Origin of the sequence: Flavobacterium yafengii, from assembly GCF_030010375.1 — a bacterium.
Lineage (GTDB): Bacteria > Bacteroidota > Bacteroidia > Flavobacteriales > Flavobacteriaceae > Flavobacterium > Flavobacterium yafengii.
The window spans coordinates 561,255-574,787 of the sequence record NZ_JASCRY010000002.1 but is presented as its reverse complement, the minus strand read 5'-3'; the positions used below and the strand labels follow the sequence as shown (position 1 = coordinate 574,787).

Here is a 13,533-nt window from a genome sequence, read left to right as displayed (position 1 = left end):
TAGATTTTTTAGCCTTTAAACAATAAACACAAGCTGTCTTCCATCGCTTCTACTGAATGCAAAACTGCTACCGGAATATCTTGTTCGTCATAAAGAAAAAGTTCTTCTCGTTGGTTTTCCTCTTTGTAAATCACATTCCCTTTTATCACTAATAATTTGGCAGGAACATCCGTTTTATGCTCCTTGAGAATCATTCCTTTTTTGAAAGCAATCACCATTACTTTACTGCAAGAAGTATTTTGAACCAATTGCGCCACCGGATTAGCAGCATTTTCTAGTTTTTGAAGTATATCTTTAAACATTATAAATCTTTGTTTTTAAATTTGATTAATGAAATGAAAAATGGGATAATAATCCACAAACACAACAACGAAAAAGAAAGCAGTAATCCCAAAGAAGTCCCGAAAAAATCTTTGAAAATTGCTCCGGTGTATCCCATCATTGCCGAAACATCCAGATGCAACAGGATTTGAATTCTGGCTAAATCTATTGGGCTAAGTGCCGTAACGCCTATCATTGCTTTCTCGATTGCATAATCTGAAAATTGAAACAGCAAATACAAAATTATTCCATCAAAAAGCAGTGCAAAATATAACCAACCCATGATGGCAATACCTATTCCTTTTGCTTTATCTCTGGTCAGTATCGAACTTAAAAATGCCAAAGCCACGAAGACCAAGGTAATCAGACAACCTATGACGAGCATCATAATGCCTACACTATCCGGCGCATTGATTAAAAGTGGAATTCCGGCACCAATAAAAAAGGCTAAAACCATTGCTAACGAAAGTCCGAGAAACAAACTCAACCAAATTTTCTTGCGCTTAATCGGTTGGCTTAATAAAAGCTCAATAAACTCCGTACTGTTGTACAAATAAATCGTGGCAAAAAGAATGGAAACCAACGGAACCGTGAATAAAATTATATTCAAAATAGTAAGCAATCCTTTGGCAGAATTATCTTCCAGCCCAAATGAACTCCAGGAAAGAATAGCTAAAATAAGGGTGTACGCCAGTATAATCTTGTTCTTCAGAATGTCTAGAAAAATGATTTTAATGATTCTGTTCATTGCTTTTGTTTTTTAAGATTTTAGCAATTGCTTTGGATATTTTTTGCTCGTTTGTTGATTCCAATAAATCCGCGATACTTTGATGAAAATGCACTGTCCCGTCTTGCATGTAAATAATTTGCGTAATCAAATCATCTAATTCGCTTAAAAGATGGGAAGTAATCAAGATTAGTTTTCCCTTTTCTTTTTCTTTTATAATTTTTTCTTTCAATATTTCGGAAGCCAATGGATCTAATCCCGCTGTAGGTTCGTCTAAAATCAACACCTCAGGATTAAACAAAAAAGCCAACGTAGCACTTACTTTTTGCGTTGTTCCACCCGAAAGTGTCCGCATTTGTTTGTCGACTATTTTTTCGAGTTGAAATGCATGGACTAAATCCTCATCTAAAACCTGATCCGAATTTCGAATTTTCTTTATCATTTCGATGATTTTCCCAACTGTCATATAATCCGGATAACGTCCTATTTGCGGCATGTAGCCTATTTGTTCCCGATATTTAAATTCCTTTAAAATTGATTTTTCATTGAATAAAATATCGCCTTTTGAAGGAATGACCATTCCCAAAATACTTTTTATCAAAGTCGTTTTTCCACAGCCATTCGGACCAATTAAAGCAATACATTCTCCTTTTTTAAAAGAAAGATTGACATCATTTAAAACCTCTAATTTTCCGAATTTTTTATATATATTTTTTATTTCAATCATAATGGTAATGAATGCATTAATGGCGAATTGTCAATGAAATTATCCGGGGTTATACTGGGCAGCACTTTTTCGGATTTATCCAAAAGTGTGATCATAAAACTCCGGAACAACAACATCGCCGAGGGATTATTTTCAACTAAAACCGCAAATAAACTCAACGGATGATACGGCACATCGCCAACTCCATTTTTGTCTAAATCATATCCTTCGTATTTATCCCAATAATTGGTATCGAACTTGTTTAAAACTAAACTTCCGTTAGTTCCCATATCAAAAGTATTCCCAATAAAATTATTATTTACGATTTCATTGTCTACGCAACTGGCCTGGATTTTCATCGCCCATCCATTGGCTTCAAATACATTTTTTTCAACCCGAATCCGATTGGTTCCTTCCATGTGAATTCCAGAAGTATTTTTAGAAAATTTATTTCCAATAATATGGCTATCCGTAATTTCCTTAAGGAATAATCCATAAGCGCCATCGCCCCAATTTTCTTCAAAATAGTTATTGAACATCTTGACATTTTTGGTAAACATTACCGCAACACCGGCACCATTATTCTTGAAAATATTGGTAATATACGCGTCGTCATTAGAGAACATAAAATGCAAGCCATACCGAATATTGTTAGTTGAAATATTTCTCCAGATAACGGAATTGGTTACGAATTCAAAATAAATCCCATCCCGATGACCGGAAATAGTATTAGCAATAATTTGGAGATTCTCACTTTTCCAACAATGAATTCCGTTGCCTATTTGCTGTTCTTCTTTACCGTACGCTACAATGGTATTGTTTTTTATCAGGCAGTTTTTACCATTTTGGATATAAATTCCAAAGAAATTATCGTCTAGAATATTGTTCTGAATAACAACATGGCTTTTATTGTACACTTTAATCGCACAGGGATCTTCAAGTGAAGCATACCCTGATTTTATCACTTTAAAACCTTGCACAACCACACTATCCGCTTTAATGGAAAGTACTTCGTACTTTTTTTGCCCATCTAAAACCGGATATCCTTTACCCAGAAAAACAATTCTTTTATCAATAACAATATTGCCTTCTCGATACACGCCTTTATGAACTAAAACCGTGTCACCTATTTTAGCCAAACTAATGGCTTTTTTTATTGATTTTACAGGTTTATTAGCACCAACTTCAATCACATGAGCATGAAGGAATGAAGAAAAAAACAGAAATATGTAGAGGATTTTTTTCATTATTTTTAAAATTAAACCATCTGAATTTAATTAAGAGAACACACTGTTCTTAATTTTTTACTGATTCAAAAAACGACTGGTTTATTTTGTAATTACAGCTTCCCAAGCAACTGGTTTTGCTTTTAATTTTATTCCAAATTCCTTTGCATCATTTTCAGAAGAAAAAGCTATAATTCCGCCTCTCATAGGACTTTGAATAATTCCTCCAGAAAGTAAAAAAGCAGTTTTGGCGGGAATCAAAACATTGTCTTGCGTATAATCATTCACATAATAAGTTGCCATTTTTGTGTTGGAATTTTCTTTTCCATAATGTATCATACACATGATATCGTCAAACTTGTAGACTCTGCCTTTTTCAGTAATCACTTCTGCCGCATATTTCCCATCTGCGATAGTCATTTTACAGAAATCGCACGTATCAACGTTCAATTTAATGGGAACCACTTCCGTTTTGGCACAGGAAAAAAAAGAAAAAGATAAAAAGACAAATAAAACTGCTGTTGGATTTGATTTTTTGAATTTCTGCAACAGATTAGTCTCTTTGATAACTAATAAAAACAATAAAAATCCCGAAGCAATTAACATCCATCCTCCAATATCCGGAATAGAATATGCTCCAAAATTCAGGAGTTGTTTGTATCCTATTAATGGCGGCTGATAAGACATTCCCGGCACTCTGATTGCCGCATTTGGGTCCAGATTATGTCCGTATTCATAGTTCCATCGGTAAAAATCGACTCCTGCTAATATTCCAAAAAGAATAAATAAAATGAATAAAGCATATAGTCCTTTTTTCTTGGCAATTACCGCAACTGCTAAAGCACATAATGCAAAAAAACCAATGATATAAGGCAATACGGCAAACTCTATAAAATCTTCTTTATGCAAGGTTTTCATGCCAATGTAATGGTTTAGTCCATTAATAATCTCGACATCACCTCCTATTTTATTAGCATGCAACTGCAATACTAATCCTTCTGGATATTGTGGTGCGGACAATTCAATTCTCCACATTGGAACAAAAACAGATGACACTAATAGCACCATCACCAACAAAAGCATAACTTTTGAAAGTGTTGAAATTTTTGAATTATTCATGATTTTTTTATTAAAAAAGGGAACAAACTAGATAATTTGTTCCCTCTTGAATTTCAAGTGATTCTTATTTAGCCGGCATATTTGTTCCTAAGCTAAACGTTAGGGGAACACTACTTCCCGCTGGAGAAACTCTTAGATATCCTGACATTTCCTGATGCAGCGCACTACAAAAATCAGTACAATAGAAAGGAAATATTCCTACTTTTTTTGGTATCCATTTCAAAGTGGCTGTTTCACCCGGCATGATTAACAACTCGGCATTATCAGCCCCTTTTATAGCAAATCCATGGGGTACATCCCAATCTTGTTCTAAATTAGTGACATGGAAATACACCTCATCACCTACTTTGGCCCCTTCGATATTATCAGAGGCAAAGTGAGAACGGATGGAAGTCATGTACACATCTATTCTATTCCCTTTTCTAACTACTTTTGCTTCTTTTTCTCCTTTGGCAACATAAGGGTGTTTATTTTCTTCGATTTTATAAAATTTCAACTGACCATTGTTTCTGATTAAATCAGCTGGAGCAGATTGTGCATAATGCGGTTCTCCAATAGTTGGATAATCCAACAAAAGCTTCATTTTATCGCCACTAATATCAAACAATTGTGCACTTTGAGCTAATTCCGGGCCAGTAGGCAGGTATCTGTCTTTAGTGATTTTATTGTAAACTACCATGTATTTGCCAAATGGTTTTTTACTGTCTCCACCAGGAATAGAAAGATGTCCTGGAGAATAATAGGTAGGTGCTCTATCTAATACTTTCAATGTTTTAATGTCCCATTTCACGACTTCTGAAGAAACAAAGAAAGTAGTATACGCATTCCCTTTTCCGTCAAACTCAGTATGTAATGGTCCTAATCCCGGTTTTTTTACTTCACCGTGTAAAGCTGCCTCATATTTGATAACCGGAATACCTTCATATTCGCCATCAAATTGTTTTTTTGCAATCGCATTTTTCATTTTGTCAAAACTAAAGACTGGAATTAAAGCCGCTAATTTTCCACTACCTACAATGTATTCTCCTGTAGGATCAACATCACAGCCGTGAGGTGATTTTGGGCAAGGAATCATGTAGCAAATATCTTTTAACACTTTAGAATCCAAAACTAATACTTCAGTTCTCATTTCAGATTTTGCCGTATGCGTTTTTTCGTCCCAAGTATTGTGTACATATTTAGCTTTCACTTTTTTCCCTTTTCCGGCTTTAATGTATTCTTCAGCTTTTTTCCAGTTCACTGCCATAATATAATCTTTGTCATTCTGTGAAGCATTCACTTCCAGCAAAGTATTGGCTTGCTCTGTATTGTAACAAGAGAAGAAAAACCAACCGTGTGATTTGCCTTTACCAGCATGACTTAAGTCGAAATTTACTCCTGGTGCTTCAATTTGGAAAGCAATATCCATCTGACCTTCCTTCCCAACTTTTACAAAACTCAAATAACCTTTAAAATTTTGTTTGTAAGTATTAATAGGTACATCACCGTTAGCATTATCAGTAGGAACGCTAAATCGGGTTCCAGCTACCACATATTCTGTGTTTTCAGTAATGAATGGAGAAGAGTGATTTCCTGCACTATTTGGCAATTCAATTATTTCAACTGTTTTGAACGTTTTTAAATCCACACGGGCAATTCTGGGCGTGTTATTGGCATTGGCAAAAATCCAACGACCATCAACCTCACCATTGGTTTGAGACAATTCTAAATGGTGCTGATCGTCCCAAGGTACATATCCATGAGAGGTATTCAACATTGGTTTCGTTTCTTCGCTGTATCCGTAACCACTTTGCGGATCTTGAGAAAATATTGGGACTACTCGCAATAATCTTGCACTTGGTAAACCATATACACTCATTTGTCCGCTAAAACCTCCTGAAACGAAATTATAGAATTCGTCGTATTTTCCAGGAGCAACATAGACTTTTTGAGCTGCGTCACCACTTACGGCATCTGCTGTATCCTTAGGTCTGCAAGAACCAAAAAATATACTTATCAAGACTATGGTGAGACTTGTTTTTATAAAAATATTGTTCATCTTATTTTAAATTAAATTATTTTACTCCGTCGTTTTTACGCATGTATTCCAATAAATTTCTTGCATCGGTATCTGTCAATGATTGATTTGGCATACGAACTAAACAAAGTTCCAGTTGTGCTTGAAGTTTTGGGTCTTTATCAATCATTGGGTCCGGATTAGTAATGAAGTTCATAATCCATTCAGGTTTTTGTCTTTGAGTAACCCCTTTCCAACCTGGACCTACTAATTTTTCATCGGTCAATTTATGACAGGAAGAACATTTAACAGATTGGATTTTTTCTCCTTCGGCAGCCATTGCCTCATCCAATTTATCGCCTAAATCTACTGATGTGTGTTTTCCAATACCTCTGTTTGGGTCATACGCAACTGCATCGGTTGGGTTTGTCGCGGATTCCTCAGAAGGTGCAGCAGTATCTTTTGAAAAATCATCGTTGGTTTTGGTTTTATCACCACATGAAGTTAACATTACGAATGCAACTACAAAAAAAGTTAATTTGTACATATAAATTGTTTTAGAATTGTTTAACAAAAATGCGATTAGATCAGCGCATTAATTATGACTTGAATCATACTTAAATATCTTTTTTTTTATTTTAAAAATAAAAAGTAGCTTTTGTTAACAGTTAAACCTTAGTCAACTATCCACATCTTATAACCATGATTTAAAAACAATAAAAACGAAAAAAATATTACTAGGAACATTACTAATGTTTTGTTTAACACGTTTTAGTCAAGAATACAAAATCGAATAAAAATCGATAACAGGCGTATTTGATGTTGATGGAAAATCTAAGGCCGAATATTTTAAGCTATTAATAAATAGATTTCGATAAATTATAATTCGGCTAAAAATGTTATTCAATTAAATGGATGCAGAAGCTGGAAATATAATCATTAAAAGAATTAATGTTAAATAAAATAAATTTAGAATTATTTATAAGATCACTGATTCCGCAGGGCTTAATGATGATTTTTATAATTGTATCAAATTGAATGGAGAAAATGAAGCTAATATAATTGCTTATAATGATATGGTGGAAATTAATCTTAAAGAGGTCTAATTGGCAAAGAAAAAAGAGAATTTTATAAATTAAAAAGTATAGAAATGTTTGAAAAGATAAGAAGTAGTTTAGAAAATTCAATCAAAGCAACAATGCTATCAATTGAAAAATTAATTAAAACTACTACTTTTGAGGGTTGGTAAAAAAAATAACTATTCCAAATAATCAAAAGCAGCCTAAGCTGGAAAAACCGGTCAAATTGACCACCACTTTCCAGTGTAATAAGTGGTTCCTCTACGACGAATATCTTCAAATTCCAGTGATATTGACCACCCTATTCCACCAAACCTACCAAATATAAATGATTTTAACACGATTATTTATACGTAGATATACCTGATTATTTAAATCTACCAATCCTATTTTCCAGCAACTTTAAATACTTTTCTTTCATGGTATCTGATAAAAAAGAAATTTCTACAAGTTCAATCCATCTGGATAGACTTTTATTCATATCAGATAAAATAGTGTCGATAGTTTTATCATTAAGTCCTAAGCGGTCTTTTGCGTAATAATCAATTAATTCCGTTGACTCGAAATTATTTTTTTTCCCCTTAAGAGAAAGGGCTAACTCTTCTTGTGGATTTTTAATAGAAATGGAAGAATTTAAAAAGTCGTAAACTGGAGTCAAGGTTGTTTTTCCAGCTTTCGTAATTACTGAAAAAAATTTTAAATGCATATCTTCATTACCCGTTATAAAACAGAATAAAACTCGTTTAAAGAAATCAGCTTTCTCTATAGCAGGAAAAGTACAGTACTGGTCAATTACTTTCACTAACTTTTCCATAGTATAATCATACTTGGTATCTCTTGAACTTCCTGTTAATTGTGCAAAATCTTCTGTAGCATATTTTTTTCCTTTACTGTATCTGTCAAATCGTTTTATAAAATAAGAAAGACTGCCGTCTTTTGAATAAATCAATCCATGAAGAGGCACATCAAGCCCATATACTTTTGCCATTTTCATGGTTACATCTTCATTTTCGGGTAGCTCAGGAAAAATATCATTTTGAGGTTTTATAATATAATTGCCAAACTGATCAACAATTTTAAACTGTTGATTTGCTACTGAAATAACAGCACTTAATTTAGGTTGTACCCCTTGAATATACAATTTTTTGGCACGATTAGCCGCCTCTTGTCTTTGTTCAGCGGCTGTAAATGGTAAATCATGTAATGCAGTAAGTTTAGGAGCAATCATTCGAAGTCCTTTTTCACTGTATTTTTCAGTGCCACATAATTCGTACGTTATTGGACATCTATTCATCTTTCCATTCTTTTACCGTTACCGCTCCTACTAAATCATTTCCTGTCGCAATAAGTTGTGAGAAATAATCATTTTTGTCAATTTTACCGATTTTTAAAAGCCCTTCAAGCATGATGCCTTCTGGCAATAATCCTTCAAAAAAAGATGGGAATTTGACAAATAAATATGTTTTATTAGTCAATGGCATAGTCAATGATACCGGTTCTCCTTCATAATTGTCATCATAGGTAAATTCATACCCTCCACTAGTATTCTCACTCAATACTCCTGCTCTTTTATCGTGAACAAATATTATTGCTTTTTTCATAATTATTTATTGATTGGGCTTTTAAACTGGATTTCAATATTTAATACTTTTAGAACAGCTAAAAGATTATTCCAGCTAACCGTTTCTTTATTTTTTTCAATATCAAAAACTGTAGTCTTCCCTACACCTGCTAGATTAGCCAATTCTAATTGTGTTAATCCTGCTTGCTTACGATGCTCTTTTATGAAGAGACCCAAATCAAAATCATTCATTATTTACCGTTTTAGCAGTAAAAATAACCAAATACGCTTTACAATACAAGTGTTTTAAAATAAAAACATTGTTTTTACCGCTATAACGGTAATTAATACGCAAGTTATAGTCAATTGGTTTAAATAAGAGGAATAAAAGGTTGTTTTACTGTTATACCGGTAATTTTAAAAAATTCACTTTCTGTTGCTAGCACCTCTGAATGCTATAAAATTGAATGCTTCGAATAATCTATCGTAATTTCTACCTACACAAAGTGTTCGACCGTTAATTAGAATTCGACTGTCGAACTGTAACATTTCCTTTATGTACACCTTTTTACCTTTAAAAAACTTAGAATTATTAAAAAACGTTAAAGTACTTAGTTAAATTTTTTAACCTTAAAAAATTATCATCAAAAAACAACTATTTAAAATATTAAAAATCAATACATTAAGTCATAATTTTAAGCTATCAAAAAAAGTTAAGATCGGTATAAGGTGTTCGATTGTAGTCCCGGCGACTCCACTAATTCATTTTCAATTGAAACCAAAAGCCTGTAAATATTAGGATTTACAGGCTTTTCCGTTTTTATTAATTTCAAAAAACATCATTAAATCATAATCGTAAGGATGCTTATTCGGTTACCCAAGAAAAAGTAATTTTTAGGTACCCGAATTTCAAACAAGACCTTGTTTAACAAGTAGTTTGAATAATGAACATCTTGACAATAGAAAATTTATAATCTAATTTAATAATCTTCAAAAGTCACCACATTATGAAAAACAAAATTTCAATACTTTTTCATACAAAAAATGCAAAAGCTTCAAAAATGGTTTGCTAGTAGACATAAATAATTTCAATCAAATAAACTTTTTTTGATTCCCATTTCTAATCCTCGTAATTCAGCAAGACCACGCAAACGACCGATTGCAGAATATCCGGGATTTGTTTTTTTATTTAAATCATCCAACATCTGATGTCCATGATCAGGGCGCATTGGGATTATATTTTTCGTTTCTTTTTCTATGTTGAGTATTGCTTTTACAACAGCATACATATCTACATTACCTTCCAAATGATTTGCTTCATAAAAACTTCCATCACTTTCTCTTTGGGTACTTCTCAAATGAATAAAATTCATTTTATCACCATGACGGTCAATCATACCTGCAAGATCATTATCAGGTCTTACTCCATAAGAACCAGTGCACATCGTAAAACCATTTGAAGGAGAATCCACAACGGCTAACATTGCTGTCAAATCGGCTTCAGTACTTACTACTCTTGGTAAACCAAGGATTGGAAATGGAGGATCATCCGGATGAATTGCCATTTTTACATGAACACTTTCAGCAACCGGAATGATTTCTTTCAGGAAATAATAAAGATTCGCTTTTAGTGTAGCACCGTCAATGTTTTTATAACCGTCTAAAACCGTTAGGAATTCTTTGACACTATACGCTTCTTCGGCACCGGGTAAGCCTGCAAGAATATTTTGCTGTAGTTTCACTTTATCGGCTTCGCTGAGTGCTTTAAAACAAGCAGTTGCAGCAGCAATTCGTTCTACTGAATAATCTTTCTCTGCCTCGGGTCTTTTAAGAATAAATAAATCAAAAGCTGTAAATTGATTAATGTCAAATCGCAATGCTTTTGACCCGTCAGGCATTTCATACGCTAAATCAGTTCTAGACCAATCCAAAACGGGCATGAAATTATAACATATTGTATGTATTCCGCAAGCAGCAAGGTTTTTGATGCTTTGCTTGTAGTTTTCAATATATTGAAGGTAATTTCCTGTTTGTTTTTTAATGTCTTCGTGTACCGGAATGCTCTCCACAACAGACCATTGAAGGCCAGTTAATGTAGAGTCAACATCAGAATTTTTAAAAGTGATTGTATCTTTTCTTTTTAAAATTTCCTCGATTTCCCATACTTCCCCATTAGGAATATGATGTAATGCCGTCACTATACCAGTAGCTCCAGCTTGTGCTATATCAGATAATTTAACTGAATCATTAGGACCGAACCATCTCCATGTTTGTTCCATTTGCTTGTGTTTTATTTATATTTTTTTTACTTTTTATATACTTGAAACTCCAAATCCACCGTCAACATTTACAATAATTCCGGTAATGAATTTTGAAGCATCACTGCACAACCAAATTAGAGTTCCACCCAAATCTTCTGGATTACCAAATCTTCGCATTGGCGTTTGCTCGATGATTTTTTTTCCTCTGGCTGTCAAACCTCCGTCAGGTTCCAACAATAAAGCTCTATTTTGCTCTCCAATAAAAAATCCTGGCGCTATCGCATTTACTCGTATTCCTTCGCCAAATTTAGTAGCCATTTCAACAGCCATCCATTTGGTAAAATTATCGATTGCCGCTTTTGAAGCAGAATAACCAACTACGCGTGTCAATGGACGTTGCGCTGTTGCAGAAGAAATATTAATGATTACCCCTTGTTTCTGGTTAGCAAAAATTTCTGAAAAAACTTGTGTTGGCAATATAGTACCAATAATATTTAAGTCTAATACTTTTTCTAAATCTACAGTGGGCATATTAAAAATAGTATTATCCGGAGCAATAGTTGCCCCTGGGACATTTCCTCCGGCTGCATTGATTAAGATATCAAGGCGCCCGTATTTTTCTAATATTAAATCTTTTACTTTTTCAAGTGATGGTTTATCAAGTACATTGGCAGCTACAGCAAAAGCTTCTCCACCATTTGCCTTAATTTTATTAACTACGATATCAGCTTTGGCTAAAGTTGATCCCATTATCACTGCTGTTGCTCCCGCTTTCGCCAAAACTTCACCCATTTGACCTCCTAAAACCCCAGATCCTCCAGTGACTAAAGCTACTTTTCCTTTTAAATTGAATAAATTATCCATGTATATAGTATTATTTTTATTGATCGAGTTTATAAAAAGTGTTGGCATTGCCATACCAAATCAGTTCTTGCTCTTGAATTGGTAACTGCGAAATATATTCCTCCAGCGTTTTTACAACCTGATTATAATTTGCGGCAAGATTGCAAACAGGCCAATCAGAACCAAACATTAGGTTTTCTTTCGAAAAATTTTCAAAAATCACATCGAGATATGGTTTTAGATCATCCGCTGTCCATAAATTCCAGTCCGCCTCAGTTATCATTCCTGAAATTTTACACATCACATTTTCTGCTTTTGCTAATTCCTGGATATTCTCTTTCCATAATTGAATTGCTCCCGATTTTATATCAGGTTTTGCAATATGGTCCAGTACAAAAGCTTGACCAGGAAAACGATTGACCAGATTTATTGCTGCAGGCAACTGGCGATGAAAAACGAGAATATCATAGGTGTAATCAAACGGTTTCAATTCACTTATACCGTTGCGAAAATCATTTCTTAGCATAAAATCATCAGATTCTCCCTGTACTACGTGTCTAAATCCTTTCAGCTTTTTTTGAGTTGAAAAAGTAGCCAGTCGCTCAGCGATATTTTCATCTAATAAGTCTACCCATCCCACGACACCTTTGATGAAATCATTTTTTGCCGCTAAGTCAAGCAGAAAATTAGTTTCTTCCTCCGATTGGCTTGCCTGTACAGCAACACAGCCGGAAAATTTATTTTCGTTCAGTAACGGCAGAAGATCTTTTGGCAAAAAATCTTTTTGAATTTTCTGCATAGAGGCATCAATCCAGCTATCCCGAATAGGATCAAACTTCCAAAAATGCTGATGGGCGTCAATACGTTTATGCATAAAGCTTTTTCTAATTTACATCATTAATTAATGATCTGTCCAAATGTACATATCCTCCGTCTACAAAAACGAATTGTCCGGTAGTGTGGGAAGAACGATCAGAGATAATAAACAACGCAGTGTCTGCTATTTCTTCAGGGCTTGTCATCCTTGCTTCAAACGGGATACTTTTATTTATTTTTGCCAATACCATTTCGCCGTCCGGTAATGTTTTTAACCAATCGTCATAAGCAGGAGTAAAACTTTCTGCAATGATAATAGCATTGGAACGGATATCATATTGAATTAAGTCAACCGCCCATTCTCTGGTAAGACCCAATACGCCACCTTTTGCGGCAGCATATCCTGAAGTTCCTCCCTGTCCTGTCAAGGCAACTTTAGAACCAATATTAAGGATATTACCTTTTGATTCTTTTAGATAAGGAAGTGCATATTTGGTCAGTAAAAAGTAGCTTACCAGATTCAGTTTTAAAGAATCCATGAACTCCTCATAACTGGCATCTAAACCTGCACCATCATTTACTCCAACGTTATTGATAACAGCATCTATTCGTCCGTATTTTTCAACGATTTTTTGTACAGCAGCTTCCATTTGCTCCGGATTAGTTACATCCGTTTGCACAAATATGGAATCCAAACCTCTTTTTTGAAGTTCTTCGGCATAACCAAAACCTCTATCATTACGGTCTACAAGTACAGGAATTGCACCTTCGTCAGCCAGTCTTTTTATGATGGTCTCACCAATGCTTCCTTCTTTTCCTGCTGATCCTGAAACGACTATTATTTTACCTTTTAATCTTAAATCCATACTATTTTAGTT

At 34.1% G+C, this 13,533-nt stretch carries 14 protein-coding genes; all 14 read right to left on the bottom strand.

Annotation, left to right across the window (positions count from 1 at the left end):
- Window positions 1–8: 8 nt before the first annotated feature.
- Window positions 9–302: a cupin domain-containing protein gene (locus QLS97_RS09875; RefSeq protein WP_282716344.1), complete on the bottom strand. Its 294-nt coding sequence runs from the start codon at window positions 300–302 to the stop codon at window positions 9–11.
- A complete protein-coding gene (locus QLS97_RS09870) occupies window positions 302–1,069 on the bottom strand; it encodes an ABC transporter permease subunit (protein ID WP_282716343.1) in 768 nt (255 codons plus the stop codon). The genes QLS97_RS09875 and QLS97_RS09870 overlap by 1 nt, the downstream gene beginning before the upstream one ends.
- On the bottom strand, window positions 1,053–1,775 hold the full coding sequence (locus tag QLS97_RS09865; RefSeq protein ID WP_282716342.1) for an ABC transporter ATP-binding protein: 723 nt from the start codon (window positions 1,773–1,775) through the stop codon (window positions 1,053–1,055). The genes QLS97_RS09870 and QLS97_RS09865 overlap by 17 nt, the downstream gene beginning before the upstream one ends.
- Entirely contained in the window at window positions 1,772–3,001 is a 1,230-nt protein-coding gene (locus tag QLS97_RS09860) for a nitrous oxide reductase family maturation protein NosD (protein ID WP_282716340.1), read from the bottom strand. The genes QLS97_RS09865 and QLS97_RS09860 overlap by 4 nt, the downstream gene beginning before the upstream one ends.
- 81 nt (window positions 3,002–3,082) lie before the next feature.
- Window positions 3,083–4,099, bottom strand: a complete 1,017-nt coding sequence (locus tag QLS97_RS09855) for a nitrous oxide reductase accessory protein NosL (protein ID WP_282716338.1) — start codon at window positions 4,097–4,099, stop codon at window positions 3,083–3,085.
- A gap of 64 nt (window positions 4,100–4,163) precedes the next feature.
- Window positions 4,164–6,137, bottom strand: coding sequence for a Sec-dependent nitrous-oxide reductase (gene nosZ, locus QLS97_RS09850; protein WP_282716337.1), 1,974 nt, complete (start codon window positions 6,135–6,137; stop codon window positions 4,164–4,166).
- Between the two features lie 16 nt (window positions 6,138–6,153).
- Window positions 6,154–6,642, bottom strand: a complete 489-nt coding sequence (locus QLS97_RS09845) for a c-type cytochrome (RefSeq protein WP_282716336.1) — start codon at window positions 6,640–6,642, stop codon at window positions 6,154–6,156.
- A gap of 899 nt (window positions 6,643–7,541) precedes the next feature.
- Window positions 7,542–8,468: a HipA domain-containing protein gene (locus QLS97_RS09840; RefSeq protein WP_282716335.1), complete on the bottom strand. Its 927-nt coding sequence runs from the start codon at window positions 8,466–8,468 to the stop codon at window positions 7,542–7,544.
- The gene (locus QLS97_RS09835; RefSeq protein WP_282716334.1) at window positions 8,461–8,775 is read right to left on the bottom strand and encodes a HipA N-terminal domain-containing protein; all 315 of its coding nucleotides are present in this window, start codon (window positions 8,773–8,775) and stop codon (window positions 8,461–8,463) included. Before QLS97_RS09835 ends, QLS97_RS09840 begins: the two co-directional genes overlap by 8 nt.
- 2 nt (window positions 8,776–8,777) lie before the next feature.
- Window positions 8,778–8,987 (bottom strand): helix-turn-helix domain-containing protein, encoded by a 210-nt coding sequence (locus QLS97_RS09830; protein WP_282716333.1) that lies wholly within the window; start codon window positions 8,985–8,987, stop codon window positions 8,778–8,780.
- A gap of 836 nt (window positions 8,988–9,823) precedes the next feature.
- Complete coding sequence (uxuA, locus tag QLS97_RS09825; RefSeq protein ID WP_282716331.1) at window positions 9,824–11,014, bottom strand: mannonate dehydratase; 1,191 nt, start codon at window positions 11,012–11,014, stop codon at window positions 9,824–9,826.
- A 33-nt stretch (window positions 11,015–11,047) separates the two neighbouring features.
- A complete protein-coding gene (locus QLS97_RS09820; RefSeq protein ID WP_282716330.1) occupies window positions 11,048–11,860 on the bottom strand; it encodes an SDR family oxidoreductase in 813 nt (270 codons plus the stop codon).
- Window positions 11,861–11,876: 16 nt separating this feature from the next.
- A complete protein-coding gene (locus tag QLS97_RS09815) occupies window positions 11,877–12,713 on the bottom strand; it encodes an amidohydrolase family protein (protein ID WP_282716329.1) in 837 nt (278 codons plus the stop codon).
- Window positions 12,714–12,723: 10 nt separating this feature from the next.
- Window positions 12,724–13,521 carry an SDR family oxidoreductase gene (locus QLS97_RS09810; RefSeq protein ID WP_282716328.1) on the bottom strand — a complete coding sequence of 266 codons (798 nt, stop codon included), beginning with the start codon at window positions 13,519–13,521 and terminating at the stop codon, window positions 12,724–12,726.
- Window positions 13,522–13,533 lie beyond the last annotated feature (12 nt).